This is a genomic window from Algiphilus sp. (assembly GCF_965216485.1).
GTDB lineage: Bacteria > Pseudomonadota > Gammaproteobacteria > Nevskiales > Nevskiaceae > Algiphilus.
This window is the reverse complement of sequence record NZ_OZ244162.1, coordinates 2,973,298-2,986,621: the sequence shown is the minus strand read 5'-3', so window position 1 is coordinate 2,986,621 and position 13,324 is coordinate 2,973,298. Positions and strand designations below refer to the sequence as shown.

Genomic DNA, 13,324 nt, shown 5'->3' with positions numbered 1-13,324 from the left:
GGGCATGATGCTCTGGGAAAAATTGCAATCCTTACTCGGCGGGGGCGATGGCGCGGACAAGGCGTCATCGCCCGGAACGGAGCTGGCGACAGCAGTACTGCTCTACGAAATCGCCTGCGCGGACATGGAAGTGGCGGATGCCGAGGACAAGACACTGCGCGACTTACTGCAGGCCATGCCGGGCATCGATGCTGCCACCAGCGAGACCCTGCTCGAGCAGGCGCGTGCCGTGAAGAGCGATGCAGTGTCCCTGCACGACTACATCGACGCACTGAATGCCCAGTGCGATGCCGACGACAAGCGCGGCATCGTGCGCATGATCTGGGAAGTCGCCTATGCCGATGGCGTGCTGGATGCGCATGAGGAGCACATGACGCGGCGACTCGCGGAGCTGCTCTACATCCCGCATAGCGTGTTCATCCAGGAAAAGCTGGCGGTGGAAGAAAAGCACGGACGCAACAAGCCGGACGCGTGAACGACGGGCCGCGAGCGGAATCACCTCCCCTGCGCCGACGTGGCTTGCGGCTCCAGACCCGCTTTTCGCTCGCCTTTGGCATTATCCTGGCATTGCTCACCGCGCTGACGGCCCTGTACTGGATGGCCGCGGACGAGCTCACCGAAGTACGCGACATCACGCGAGATACGGCGCGCCGCCTGGTGTTGATCGAGCGCATGCGCAGTCTGTTGCTCGAGAACGAAAGCAACCTCCGTGGCTTTCTGCTCAGTCGGGACGAAGCCTTCTATACGGCCTATCGCGAACTGCCCGCACGGCTCGCGGAGGTCGCAGCTTCGCTGCGCGCCATTGGCCAGCCCGATGCGGAACGCGAGGCGTTGCTGCGCGACATCGAAAGGCGCGTCTCACGCTGGCGCAACGCCTTCGCGGAACCGGCGATCGATCAGGCACGCGCTGGCGATGACGCCACCGTCCAGGCCCTCTTGGCCGAGCGTAACGAGCGCGCGCTGCTGGAGGGGGCTGAGGGGGTTCTGCAGCGCATGGCAGCCAGTGCCCGCGAGCAGCTGGAGCGGCGCGAAACCCGCACGCGACAGCGGCTGCGCACGATCGAGATCACGGTCGTGGCCGGCATCGTGGGCGCCCTCTTTGTAATGCTGCTGGTGGTGCGCCTGACGCACGCGCGCGTGACCCATCCGATGTCGACGCTGGCGGCCAGCACGCGGCGATTGGCGGCCGGCGACGAGTCCGTCACTATCGCCTACCAAGGGCAGGCGGATGAGGTGGGCGACATCGCGCGCGCGCTGAATCAATTCCGCGATGCCAACCGCATGTCGCGCGAGTCGGCCTGGATCAAGGCCCACGTCGCCGAGCTGACCGAGCGACTGGGGCAGCAGGATTCCTGGGAGGAATTCGGCCAGATGCTGTTGACGCATCTGTGCGCTCCATTGGGTGCGCTGTCGGCCGTGCTCTATCGCATCGACGCCGACGACGGTGCCGCCTGGGCGGTGGCGCACTGGGCGGATGGCAGCTTGCAGGGAGATGGTCGACGGCGTTTCGCCCGTGGCGAAGGCCTCGTCGGGGAGTGCCTGCGAACGGCGCGGACGGTGCGCCTCGAACCATTGCCCGACGATGCCCGTGTGCAGGTCACCGGAACCATGTCCATCCGGCCACACTTCCTGGCCATCGAACCCCTGCATCTGGGCCAGGATGTGGTGGGTGTGCTCGAGTTCTCGGCCCTGGAAGCCCCCAATGCAGCACAGGAAGCCCTGCTGGCGGAGGTGCGACGCGTGCTGGCGCTGGCCATGGACAGCCTGGACGGTGAGTTGCGCACGCGCAAGCTGCTTGAACAGACGCGCGAGCAGGCTCTGACCTTGCGCGAGAACGAGGAGGAGCTGCGCCGCCAGCAGAATGAGCTGCGCGCCACCAATGAGGCGCTCAGCAAGCAGGCTGCCGAGCTCGAGGCACAGGGTGAGCGCGTGCAGGCCTCCGAACAGGAGATGCGCGCGCAGGCCCAGGAACTGCGCGCGGCCAATCGCGAGTTGCAGGAGCGCAGCGACGCGCTGGAGCAGGCCTCGGAGGCTCTGCAGCGCAAGAGCGAGGAAGTCGAGCGCGCCTCACGCTACAAGAGCGAGTTTCTCGCCAATATGTCGCACGAGTTGCGCACCCCGCTCAATGCACTGCTCATCCTGGCGCGCACGCTGGCCGATAACGACGAGGGCAATCTGACGCCGGACCAGGTCGAGTCGGCGCAGGTGGTGTACGAAAGCGGACACAATCTGCTGCGTCTGATCAACGATATCCTGGATCTTTCCAAGATCGAGGCGGGGCGGCTGGATGCCGAACGCCAGCGTATTCCACTGCACGCCTTTTTCGAGCGCATCCACCGGCAGTTCGCGCCACTGGCCAATGAGAAGGCGCTGCATTACGAGCACGAGATCGGCAGCGATCTTCCCGAGGTGATCTATCAGGATGGCGACAAGCTGCGGCAAATCGTGGTGAATCTGCTCGGTAACGCCATCAAGTTCACCGAGCGTGGGGCGGTGCGCCTGCAGCTGGATTGCACCGACGACGAGCTGGTGGTGCGCGTCAGAGACACTGGCATCGGTATGGATGCCGAGACCGCGAGTCGGGTATTTCGCGCCTTCGAACAGGCCGATGGCTCGACCTCACGACGCTTCGGTGGCACCGGTCTCGGTCTGGCCATCTCCAGCCGGCTGGCGGAACTGCTCGGCGGCTCGCTGCAGGTCGACAGTACCCCGGGCGAGGGTTCCTGCTTCACCCTGCGACTGCCGCTGCTCGAAGCGCCTGATGACGCCGCGTCCTCCGATGAGGCGCCAGCCGCGTTGCCAGCCTCTACACAGCCCGCCTCCGCTGCACCCGCGCCAACCTTGCTGATTGTCGAAGACGACCGCAATTTCGCGCGCATTCTCGCTGAAATGGCGCGCGATCGCGGCTATTCGGTGCTCACAGCAGCGCGTGGCAGCGACGCGCTTGAGCAGGCACGACAGCATCGCCCCCAGGGCATCGTGCTCGATGTGGGCCTGCCGGACATGGATGGCTATGCCGTGGCCGAGCGGCTGCGGCAGGACGCCGCAACCGCCGCCATCCCGCTGCATTTCATCAGTGCCGAAGATGATCCCGGTGCCGCCGTCCGGGGCAACGCCATTGGCTTCCTGCGCAAGCCGGTCTCACGAGAGGAACTGGACCAGGTGCTATCGCGGCTGCTCGGTGTCGCCACACCCCGTCAGATCTTGCTGGTGGACGACGATGCCGCCACGCGCCGTGCCGTGGCCCAGCTTTTTGCCGGTCAGGCCGGTGTGTCGCTCAGCCATGCCGAGAGCGGAGGGGAGGCCATCAGCGCACTGCGCGAAGAGGGGCCCTATGACTGCGTGATCCTGGATCTGGGGCTGCCGGATATGAGTGGTTTCGATGTCCTGGATGCGATTGAGCGCGCCGCGCATTCGCCACCGGTCATTGTCTATTCCGGGCGCGAACTCAGCGACGACGAGACCCGGCGACTGCGCGGTCATGCCGACAGTATTGTCATCAAAGGGGTGCAGGCCTCGGAGCGCCTGCTCGAAGAGGTGCAGAGTTTCCTGCGCAATGTACCTGGCACCCCGCCGGCGGTGATGGCGTCTGCCGGCACCGGTGGTGGTTCGGCGCTGGCGTTACAGGGGCGGCGTGTGCTGCTGGTCGACGATGACGTGCGCAATGTATTCGCCTTGTCCAAGGCGCTGCGTGCACGCGGACTCGACATCGTCATGCGGCAGGACGCCGAGCGTGCCCTCGACTATCTGCAGAGCGAGGAAGGCGCCGAGGTGGAGCTGGTGCTGATGGACATCATGATGCCCGGCATGGACGGTTACACCGCGATGCGCCGCATTCGCGACATGCCCACCCGCGCGCATTTGCCGATCATCGCGTTGACCGCGAAGGCCATGGAGGAAGATCGCGACAAGTGTCTGGAAGCCGGCGCCAGCGATTACCTCAGCAAGCCCGTCGATGTGGACCGCCTGGTGGCGATGATGCGTGCCTGGTTGGCACCCGACGGCCAGCACTGATCGCGTTGATCATGACGGCGATGCCGCAGAAAACCGTCGAATCTGCCGTTCAGCGGCGCGCTGCGTGTTGGCGCGCTCATCTACGCCACGGTGGGCGCATGTCCATCGCTTGCGTGCAAGGAAGCCTCGCGTGACCCCGACCCCGTCGCAGCCGGACCAGCCCCGCATCCTGCTGGTGGACGACATACGCGCCAACCGCCTCGCGATGCGGCGTCTGCTGTCGCGCGTCGACGCGGATATCGTCGAAGCCGCTTCGGGGGAGGAGGCCCTGTCCGCCTGTCTGGACCAGCCCTTCGCCCTGATTCTGCTCGACGTGCAGATGCCGGGCATGGACGGCTTCGAAGTCGCGGAACTGTTGTCCGGACAGGGCGATCTGTCCGATACGCCGGTCATCTTCGTGACCGCCAACCACACGGATGACCTGGATCACTTGCAGGGCTACCGCCTGGGGGCGGTGGACTATCTGGTCAAGCCGATCAACGAAACCGTGCTGCTGGCCAAGGTGCGGGCCTTTCTCGACCTCTATCGGGCACGCGGGGAGATGCAGCGCCTGCTGCGCCAGGTGGAGCTGTACAACGATCGCCTGCAGCAGGAGGTCGCTGAGCGCAAGCGGGCCGAGGCGCGGGCGCTGCATCAGGCGCATCACGATCCGCTCACCGATCTCCCCAACCGCACCCACTTCTACCAGATGCTGGAGCAGGCACTGGCTGCCCAGCCCGAGACCGTGGCCCTGATCTACATTGATCTCGATGGCTTTAAGGCGGTCAATGACACGTACGGGCATGCTGCCGGCGATGCGCTGCTGTGTGCGGTGGCCGGACGGCTACGCCGTGCCTTTCGCGAAGACGATGTGGTGGCCCGCCTTGGCGGTGACGAATTCGCCGTGCTGATGACGGGCATCGACCGTGCGCACCGCAATATCCCCGAGCGCCAGGCGACCGTAGTGGTACAGGCGCTGGCACAGCCCTTTCGCTTGTCACTCGATGGCGCCATGGTGCAGGCGCAGATCGGGGCCAGCGCAGGGGTGGCTTATGGCGATGCCGACGGCAGCAGTGCCGATCGACTCATGGCAGCCGGGGACCGTGCCATGTATCAGGCCAAGCACGGCGGCAAGGGCCGCGTCTGCTTGGCACACACGGCCGACACCTCCGAACGCGCGTCCTAGCGCGGGCGGTAGAAAGCCTGCTGGAAGCGGACGGGGATGATGCCGTTCGCGCCTTCGGCGCGCACTTCAACATCGAAGCGGAGCTGTTCCCCGTCGGCAATGCGGAAGGGCGCGATCAGATACCACGTACCGGCTTCCTGCACGGTGCGCGGCTCGAAGGCTTTGGATTGCCCCACTAGATTCTCGATGCTGCCCTCGGCCTGCAGCGGGATGCTCTGCAGTGCGCCATCGTCGTCGGGGCGTTGCCCGTTAAGCACAAGAATGGCCTGACCCCCACTGCGTGTGATGCCAAGCGCAGTGGCGGTGGCTGCGGGTATGTCGGTGGTATTGATGGCGGCGTAGTGCACGGTGATGTCGCCGCGCGTCACGAACTGTCCACCCTGTTCCTGCGCCCAGGCTGTGCTGCTTCCAAGGACGAGGGCCGTGGCCAGGCAGGCGCGAAGGAGGGCAGAAGCGAGGATGTGTTGAATCGTCATTTGCTGCGTTGCTCCGATTCCAGCATGTACACCGCGATTTCGGTGAAGAGATTGGGCGAGACGCGCTGCAGCCAGCCGTCCTGGTGGTCATGGTTGAGCAGGTTGCGGCGGGTGATGCGCCAGCCGTTGTCCTGGCAGAGCGCCTCGAAGTCGCGCACCGTGCACAGATGGATGTTGTCGCTGTCGTACCAGTTGTCCGGCATGGTGCGCGTGCGCGGCATGCGCCCGCCCATTACGTCGATACGCGCCATCCAGTGACCGAAATTCGGGAAGGTGACGATGGCGGTGCGCCCCACGCGCAGCATCTCGCCAATGGCGAGATCCGGCCGCTGCAAGGCTTGCAGCGCCTGTGTCATGACCACGAAGTCGAAACTGCCGGTGGCAAACTGCTGCAGACCGTCGTCCACGTCACCCTGAATCACGTTGACGCCGCGCGCCACGGCAGCCGCGATTTCGTCTTCGTCGATCTCCAGGCCGTAACCGGTCACCCCGCGCTCCTCGTGCAGGTAGGCGAGCAGGGCCCCTTCGCCACAGCCGAGATCCAGAATGTGGGTCTCGGGCGGAATCCAGTCGCTGATCAGCGACAAGTCCGGGCGCAGGCGCTCCGGTGGATGCACGTTCATGACCTCAGGTTCCATGCTGTCGCGCCACCCGCGCCAGATAATCGCCCAACACACGGTGGTAGTACGGTATCGGCATGAGGAAGTCGTCGTGACCGAGGCTGGACGGGACCGAGACGTAGGCCACCGGCTTGCGGGCGGCCACCAGGGCGTGAACGATTTCGCGCGAACGCTCCGGCGAGAAGCGCCAATCGGCCTCGAAGGCGATGACCAGTGAACGGCACTGCACGCGTTCCATGGCGGCCGCAAGGTCGCCGCCGTACTCGGCGGCGGGGTCGAAGTAGTCCAGCGCCTTGGTCATGAGCAGATAGGTGTTGGCGTCGAAGCGCGACACGAATTGCTGCCCCTGGTAGCGCAGATAGCTTTCGACCTCGAACTCCACATCAAAGTCGTAGCCGAGAATGTCCGAACGACGCATGCGACCGAACTTCTCGCGCATGGCTTCGTCGGACAGGTAGGTGATATGGCCGAGCATGCGCGCCAGCCGCAGGCCGCGTTCGGGTGTGACGCCCTGCTCCAGATAGCGACCGGAGTGGAAGTCGGGGTCCGAGAAGATGGCCTGACGCGCGATCTCGTTGAAGGCGATGTTCTGTGCCGACAGCTTGGGGGTGGCGGCAATGATGACGGCGTGGCCGACGCGCTCGGGCTCGTCGATGGCCCACTGCATCACCTGCATGCCGCCCAGGCTGCCGCCGACGCAGGCCGCCCAGCGCTCGATACCCAGACGGTCGGCGAGCATCGCCTGGGCGCGCACCCAGTCGCGCACCGTGACCATCGGGAAATCCGAACCCCAGTACGTACCGGTCTCCGGATTGATGCTGGCCGGGCCGCTCGATCCCGCGCAGCCACCGAGGTTGTTGAGGCTGACGACGAAGAGGCGGTTGGTGTCGATTGGCTTGCCGGGCCCGATGCAGGAATCCCACCAGCCGGGCTTGCGGTCCTCGGCGCTGTGATAGCCGGCAGCGTGGTGGTCGCCGGATAGCGCATGGCACACCAGCACAGCGTTGCTGCGATCGGCATTCAGCGTGCCGTAGGTTTCCACCGCGAGATCGAACTGATTGAGCTGGCGACCGCACTCAAGACGGATCGCTTGATCGAAGTGGAGAATCTCCGGCGTGACGATACCGACCGAGGCGTTACCGAATAGGGGTTTGCTCACGATTAGCGCAGTACCGGATGCAGCGGCAGCAGGTAGTACAGCACCTGCAGAAGCAGAATCGCCGCCAGAGGGGAGAGATCGATGCCGCTGATGGGTGGAATGACACGGCGCAGCCGGCTGAGCAGGGGCTCGTTGAGGCTCCACAGCACGCTGCCGGCGCGATTGTTCACGCCCGGTCCCAGCCAGGAAAGAATGGCCTGCACGAAGATGCTGAAGGTCATCAGCATCAGGGTCAGCGACAGCCCGATGAGCACGGCCAGCCACAGCGTGTGCAGGAAGGCGATGCGGTACGAGAGGATGGCAAAGACCGCCTGGATATAGAGCAAGGCCAGCACATAGAGCACGGCCAGACTGGCGAGGTCCCAGCGCTGGTAGCGCGGAATCACGCGCGCCACGGGGCCGACCACGGGCTGCGTCAGCCGCCATACGAGCTGCGATACCGGGTTGTAGAAATCGGCGCGCACCAACTGCAGTGCGATGCGCAGGATGACGACCCACATCGCCAGCTTGAACAGGGTCGACACCAGAAAGAACAGGGCGTTGTCGAAATTCGAACTCATGCCGGTCAGCTTGCGGAGGAGGGGGGAGCGGACAGCTCGCGGGCGCGCGCCTCGGCGGCGACCATGGCCCGTGACACCAGGCCGGCAAGGTCGCCTTCTTCGAGCACGTCGAGCGCGGCCGCAGTCGTGCCACCCTTGGAGGTTACACGGGCGCGAAGCGTGCCGGGGGAGGCGTCGTCCTCGGCGAGCAAGCGACCGGCGCCGATCAGGGTCTGGCGGGCCAGTGTCTCGGCGGTGTCACGCGGCAGCCCAAGCGCCTCGCCAGCCTGCGCCATGGCCTCGCCCAAGGCAAAGACGTAGGCCGGACCCGAGCCGGACAGCGCCGTGACCGCGTTGATATCGCCCTCGTCCTGCAGCCAGACCGTAGTGCCGGCGGCGCCGAGCACGTAGTCCGCCTGCGCGCGCGCGGCCTCGTCCACTGCGGTATCCGCCCACAGACCGGTGACCCCCGCGCCCAGCCGCGCGGGGGTATTGGGCATGCTGCGCACCACGCGTACGCCATCGGGCAGCTGCTGCTGCAGCCAGTCGCAACGCAGCCCGGCGGCAATGGAAATCAGCAGGCAGGAGGCTGGCACCCGGGTGGCGGCTAGGGCCGCCTCGGCCTGCTGCGGTTTGACCGCGAGCACCACTACGGCCGCCTCGGCAATGGCCTCGCCCGGTGCCTGGGTGCGCACGCCATGCTGCGCGCGCAGCGCGTCGGCGCGCGCCGCATCAGGCTCCGTGACCACGATGCAGCCGGCGTCGTGCCCGGCGGCGATCAGGCCGCCGATGAGGGCGTCAGCCATGTTGCCGCCGCCGAGAAAATGAATGGGAAGACGTCGCATGAACTCCGGGCCTGAAAAGGCGAATGCGGAAAATGCATGATAATCGCCGGCTTGTCTCGGTGCAGACAGCGCAGACCCCGCCAAGGAGACGACGTGCCGCAACGCGATGACGCAAGCCGACTGCTCGCCCGCTACCGCAAGCGGATCGAGGCCGCGCGCGTCTACGACGTGGCGGAGCGCACGCCTCTGGCCCATGCCGAACGGCTGTCGACGCGCATCGGCAATCACCTGCTGCTCAAGCGCGAGGACTTGCAGCCGGTGCATTCCTTCAAGTTGCGCGGTGCCTTCAATCGCATGGTGCATTTGTCCGAGGCCGAGCGCGCGCGCGGCGTCGTGTGTGCCTCGGCGGGCAACCACGCCCAGGGCGTGGCGCTGGCGGCACGTACCCTGAGCTGTCCCTCCTGGATTGTGATGCCGCGCACCACCCCGGCCATCAAGGTCGATGCCGTGCGCAGCTTCGGCGGCAAGGTGGTCTTGCACGGCGATACCTACGACGAGGCTTCCACGCATGCCGCCGAGATCGTCGATGCGCGCGGTGCCACTTACATCCCGCCCTACGACGACCCGCTGGTGATTGCCGGTCAGGGCACCATCGGTCGGGAGATCCTGGAGCAGGTAGCAGCACAGGACGAGGGGCCGTTGGACGCGGTCTTCGTCTGCGTCGGTGGTGGTGGCCTGTTGGCGGGGGTGGCGGCCTACATCAAGGCCGTGTCGCCGCAGACGCGGGTGATTGGTGTGGAGCCCGAGGATTCGGACTGCATGGGGCGCGCCCTGGCTGCGGGCCGGCGGGTCAAGCTGGCCCAGGTTGGGCTCTTTGCCGACGGGGTGGCCGTGCGCCAGGCTGGCAAGGAAACCTTCCGGGTGGCGCGGCTGACCGTGGATGCCATGCTCACCGTCACCACCGACGAGATCTGCGCGGCGGTGCGCGACGTCTTCTATGACCACCGCAGCCTGCCGGAGCCTGCCGGCGCGCTGGCGGTGGCCGGCGCCAAGCGCTGGGCCATCGAGCAGGGCGCGTCCGGCCAGCGCTGGTGCGCGATCGTCTCGGGGGCGAACGTCAATTTCGACCGGCTGCGCCATATCGCCGAGCGCGCCGAGTTGGGTGACCACACCGAGGCCTTGCTGGCGGTCACCATCCCCGAGCAGCCTGGTGCCTTTCGGCGCTTCTGCCAGGATCTGGGTCGGCACGGCATTACCGAGTTCAACTACCGCTATGCGGACGCCACGGCGGCGCACATCTTTGTCGGGGTGCGCGTATCGGGCGGGCTGCAGGAAGCCGCCGAGGTGGTCGCGCATCTGCGTGCCCAGGGCTACGCCGTGGTGGATCTCAGCGCCGACGAAATGGCGAAGGTGCATATCCGCTACATGGTGGGCGGACGCTCACCCGGGCTGCGCGACGAGCGTCTGTTCCGGGTGGAATTCCCGGAGCGGCCGGGCGCGCTGCTGGCCTTCCTCAAGAAGCTGGGGGCACAGTGGAACGTGTCGCTGTTCCACTACCGCAATCACGGTTCCGCGCATGGCCGCGTGCTGCTTGGGTTGCAGGTGCCGCGCGGCGAACTGCGCGCCTGTCGCAGCCGTCTGGACAGTACAGGCTATCCCTGGTGGGAGGAAACCGGCAACGCGGCCTATGAGCTGTTTCTCGGCACGGACTGAGGATCTTCCGCCCGGATGTGCTCGATGATCTCGCGGAGGCGGCGGTAGCCCTCGACCAGTCGTGGACCAGGGCGGCCGAGATGGGCCTCGGTGATCGGGTAGACGCGTTGTGCGGCCACCGCCGGTACCGCTTCCCAGCCGGGCCGGTTGAGTACCTTGTCGACACGGTAATTGGCTTCGTTGACGCCGCACCAGCTGATCACCATGGCATCGGGCGCAGCGGCGATGGCTTCCTCCGGCGTAATGGGGGCGCTCTTCTCGGCGCGCTGTGCCCATGGATTGCTGGCGCCGGCGAGTTGCAGCACATCGTTTATCCAGCTACGGCCGGTGGCAACGATGGCTGGCTTGGGCCACCACTCGATGCCGATACGTACGGCCGGGTCGCCTGCGCAGGGCGGCATCGCTGCCTGCATCGAGGCGATCAGGGATTCACCGGCCTGCGCGGCGTCCAGATGCTCGGCAATGGCGCGGATGTCGGCATAGATGTCGCTCAGACTGACCGGATCAGCCACGTAGACCGGAATGCCGGTGGCGCGCAGATCCGCGACGACCCGTTCGTGCCCCGGGACAGTGAGCGAGGTGAGCACCAGATCGGGCTGCAGCGCCGCCACGGCCTCGGCATCGAAGGCAAGGTCGCGGCCCAACTTGGGCAGGTGCTCAACCACGGCGGGCGGGTAGTCGGAGTCGGCATCCACACCGATGAGCGTGTGGCCCAGACCCAAGGCGCAGACGATCTCCGTGTTCGAGGCGGTATGTGCGATCAGTTTCACGCGGGCATCCTGCCAGCGCATGCTGCGGCACGCCAGATCGGGCGTGCGGCGTGGCCCTTCGCCGACGGCGCCTCCCGTGAGAACCGGGCTATAATTACCGGGTTTCGTGGCGGATTCGAGCGATCCGAGCCCGCGGCATACCAGCGGTCCATGGGGGCGGTGAGGGATCGGTGAGCCCGTCGGGGCGAGACGCCCACGGCCTGCTGCGGCCGTCAGTGACGACAATAGGATAGAGGCGAATGAGTAACGAAGGTGTCAACACCAAACGGCGTCGCTTCCTGACCCTCGCCACAGGCGTGGTCGGGGCAGGCGGTGCAGCGGCAGCCGCCGTACCTTTTCTGGCGTCCATGGCGCCCAGCGAACGCGCCAAGGCGCTTGGCGCGCCGGTGTCGGTGAATGTCGAGAATCTGAAGCCCGGCCAGATGGTCACCACGTCCTGGCGCGGCAAGCCGGTGTGGGTGGTCAGTCGTACGCCGGAAATGCTTGACACGCTGGACAAGGTCGCCGACGAGCTGCGCGACCCGAACTCCGAGCAGCCGCAACAGCCGGCCTACGCGCAGAACGAAACCCGCGCCATCAAGCCGGAAAAGCTCGTCATCATTGGCGTGTGCACGCATCTCGGCTGCGCCCCGAAGTATCGTCCGGAAAAGGCCCCGGCGGACCTCGGCTCCGACTGGCTGGGCGGCTTCTTCTGTCCCTGCCACGGCTCAAAGTTTGACTTGGCCGGACGTGTCTACCAGGGCGTTCCTGCACCCCTTAACCTTCCCGTCCCGCCGCATCGTTATGTCTCGGAGAACGAGATCCTCGTCGGCGAAGACTCGAAGGAATCTGCGTAATGGCTATCACACCGAATCCTCACAACACGACTGGTTTTCTGGGCTGGATCGACGATCGCTTCCCGCTGACGAAAATCTGGAAAGACCACGTCGCCGAGTACTACGCGCCGAAGAACTTCAACTTCTGGTACTACTTTGGCTCGCTGGCCATGCTGGTGCTGGTCAATCAGATTCTGACCGGCATCTTCCTCACGATGCATTACACGCCGAGCGCCGAAGACGCGTTCTCCAGCGTGGAATACATCATGCGCGACGTGCCCTGGGGCGACACCATCCGCTATCTGCATTCCACAGGCGCGTCGGCCTTCTTCATCGTCGTCTATCTGCACATGTTCCGGGCACTGCTCTACGGGTCCTACCGCAAGCCGCGCGAACTGCTGTGGATCTTCGGCTGCCTGATCTACCTCGTGCTGATGGCGGAAGCCTTTGCCGGCTATGTGCTGCCCTGGGGGCAGATGAGCTATTGGGGCGCGCAGGTCATCATTTCGCTGTTCGGCGCCATACCGGTGATCGGCCCGGATTTGGTCATCTGGATTCAGGGCGACTACATCCCCTCCGACGCCACCCTCAACCGCATGTTCTCGCTGCACGTGATCGCGCTGCCCTTCATCCTGGTCGGCCTGGTCATCGCGCATCTGATGGCGCTGCACGAGGTGGGCTCGAACAACCCCGACGGCATTGAGATCAAGAAGAACAAGGACGCCTCCGGCAAGCCGGTGGACGGTATTCCCTTCCATCCGTACTACACGGTGAAGGACATCATGGGCGCCACCTTCTTCATGATCATCTTCCTGGGTGTCGTGTTCTTCGCTCCCGAGGGCGGTGGCAACTTCCTGGAAGCACCGAACTTCGAGCCGGCTGACCCGCTGCAGACGCCCGAGCACATCGTGCCGGTGTGGTACTTCGGCGCCTTCTACGCCATGTTGCGCGCCGTGCCGGACAAGCTCGGCGGCGTGCTGGTGATGGGTTCGGCGGTGGCCATTCTTTTTGTGCTGCCGTGGCTGGACCGTTCGCCGGTGAAGTCGATCCGCTACAAGGGCATCATCGTCAAGACGGCGGTCATGATCTTTGCCGCGGTCTTCCTCATGCTGACCTACCTTGGCACGAAGCCGACGTCGGACATTGCCACCCTGCTGGCTCGTATCGGCACCATCTACTACTTCGCCTTCTTCCTGCTGATGCCCTGGTATTCCAAGCTGGACCGGACGAAGCCGGTGCCGGACCGTGTGACCGATCACTAGGCTGTG

Annotated in this window: 12 protein-coding genes; 6 read left to right on the top strand and 6 right to left on the bottom strand. The window is 65.6% G+C overall.

All coding sequences use genetic code 11. The annotated features are described in order from the left end of the window. The first annotated feature begins 4 nt into the window (after positions 1–4). The 3 genes from ACOOFO_RS13765 (at position 5) to ACOOFO_RS13755 (ending at position 5,179) form a co-directional block, all read left to right on the top strand. Complete coding sequence (locus tag ACOOFO_RS13765; protein WP_420427321.1) at positions 5–475, top strand: TerB family tellurite resistance protein; 471 nt, start codon at positions 5–7, stop codon at positions 473–475. Then, positions 472–4,014, top strand: a complete 3,543-nt coding sequence (locus ACOOFO_RS13760; protein WP_420427320.1) for a response regulator — start codon at positions 472–474, stop codon at positions 4,012–4,014. The genes ACOOFO_RS13765 and ACOOFO_RS13760 overlap by 4 nt, the downstream gene beginning before the upstream one ends. A gap of 130 nt (positions 4,015–4,144) precedes the next feature. Next, positions 4,145–5,179, top strand: a complete 1,035-nt coding sequence (locus tag ACOOFO_RS13755; RefSeq protein WP_420427319.1) for a diguanylate cyclase domain-containing protein — start codon at positions 4,145–4,147, stop codon at positions 5,177–5,179. Here ACOOFO_RS13755 and ACOOFO_RS13750 read toward each other — a convergent pair. The 5 genes from ACOOFO_RS13750 to proC are packed head-to-tail and all read right to left on the bottom strand — an operon-like array spanning position 5,176 to position 8,818. Next, entirely contained in the window at positions 5,176–5,655 is a 480-nt protein-coding gene (locus ACOOFO_RS13750) for a DUF4426 domain-containing protein (protein WP_420427318.1), read from the bottom strand. The two genes, ACOOFO_RS13755 and ACOOFO_RS13750, sit on opposite strands and share 4 nt — an antisense overlap. Next, positions 5,652–6,293: a methionine biosynthesis protein MetW gene (gene metW, locus ACOOFO_RS13745; protein ID WP_420427317.1), complete on the bottom strand. Its 642-nt coding sequence runs from the start codon at positions 6,291–6,293 to the stop codon at positions 5,652–5,654. The genes ACOOFO_RS13750 and metW overlap by 4 nt, the downstream gene beginning before the upstream one ends. Beyond that, complete coding sequence (metX, locus tag ACOOFO_RS13740; RefSeq protein ID WP_420427316.1) at positions 6,283–7,434, bottom strand: homoserine O-succinyltransferase MetX; 1,152 nt, start codon at positions 7,432–7,434, stop codon at positions 6,283–6,285. Before metX ends, metW begins: the two co-directional genes overlap by 11 nt. A gap of 2 nt (positions 7,435–7,436) precedes the next feature. Beyond that, the gene (locus ACOOFO_RS13735; RefSeq protein ID WP_420427315.1) at positions 7,437–7,994 is read right to left on the bottom strand and encodes a YggT family protein; all 558 of its coding nucleotides are present in this window, start codon (positions 7,992–7,994) and stop codon (positions 7,437–7,439) included. A 5-nt stretch (positions 7,995–7,999) separates the two neighbouring features. Next, positions 8,000–8,818: a pyrroline-5-carboxylate reductase gene (gene proC, locus ACOOFO_RS13730; RefSeq protein ID WP_420427314.1), complete on the bottom strand. Its 819-nt coding sequence runs from the start codon at positions 8,816–8,818 to the stop codon at positions 8,000–8,002. A gap of 120 nt (positions 8,819–8,938) precedes the next feature. Here proC and ilvA point away from each other — a divergent pair, with 120 nt between their 5' ends. Further along, a complete protein-coding gene (gene ilvA, locus ACOOFO_RS13725; protein ID WP_420429788.1) occupies positions 8,939–10,471 on the top strand; it encodes a threonine ammonia-lyase, biosynthetic in 1,533 nt (510 codons plus the stop codon). Here the strand turns inward: ilvA and ACOOFO_RS13720 are convergent. Then, positions 10,444–11,241, bottom strand: coding sequence for an ABC transporter substrate-binding protein (locus tag ACOOFO_RS13720; protein ID WP_420427313.1), 798 nt, complete (start codon positions 11,239–11,241; stop codon positions 10,444–10,446). The genes ilvA and ACOOFO_RS13720 overlap by 28 nt on opposite strands. 239 nt (positions 11,242–11,480) lie before the next feature. Here ACOOFO_RS13720 and petA point away from each other — a divergent pair, with 239 nt between their 5' ends. Both petA and ACOOFO_RS13710 read left to right on the top strand, forming a co-directional pair. After that, positions 11,481–12,077, top strand: a complete 597-nt coding sequence (gene petA, locus ACOOFO_RS13715) for a ubiquinol-cytochrome c reductase iron-sulfur subunit (protein ID WP_420427312.1) — start codon at positions 11,481–11,483, stop codon at positions 12,075–12,077. Beyond that, the gene (locus ACOOFO_RS13710) at positions 12,077–13,318 is read left to right on the top strand and encodes a cytochrome b (RefSeq protein WP_420427311.1); all 1,242 of its coding nucleotides are present in this window, start codon (positions 12,077–12,079) and stop codon (positions 13,316–13,318) included. The genes petA and ACOOFO_RS13710 overlap by 1 nt, the downstream gene beginning before the upstream one ends. The last annotated feature ends 6 nt before the right edge of the window (positions 13,319–13,324 follow it).

Excerpts from the sequence above, each read along its gene's own strand:
- ACOOFO_RS13765 (WP_420427321.1), top strand. The coding sequence starts at position 5 with ATGATGCTCTGGGAAAAATTGCAATCCTTACTCGGCGGGGGCGATGGC.
- ACOOFO_RS13750 (WP_420427318.1), bottom strand. The coding sequence starts at position 5,655 with ATGACGATTCAACACATCCTCGCTTCTGCCCTCCTTCGCGCCTGCCTG.
- metW (WP_420427317.1), bottom strand. The coding sequence starts at position 6,293 with ATGGAACCTGAGGTCATGAACGTGCATCCACCGGAGCGCCTGCGCCCG.
- ACOOFO_RS13735 (WP_420427315.1), bottom strand. The coding sequence starts at position 7,994 with ATGAGTTCGAATTTCGACAACGCCCTGTTCTTTCTGGTGTCGACCCTG.
- proC (WP_420427314.1), bottom strand. The coding sequence starts at position 8,818 with ATGCGACGTCTTCCCATTCATTTTCTCGGCGGCGGCAACATGGCTGAC.
- petA (WP_420427312.1), top strand. The coding sequence starts at position 11,481 with ATGAGTAACGAAGGTGTCAACACCAAACGGCGTCGCTTCCTGACCCTC.
- ACOOFO_RS13710 (WP_420427311.1), top strand. The coding sequence starts at position 12,077 with ATGGCTATCACACCGAATCCTCACAACACGACTGGTTTTCTGGGCTGG.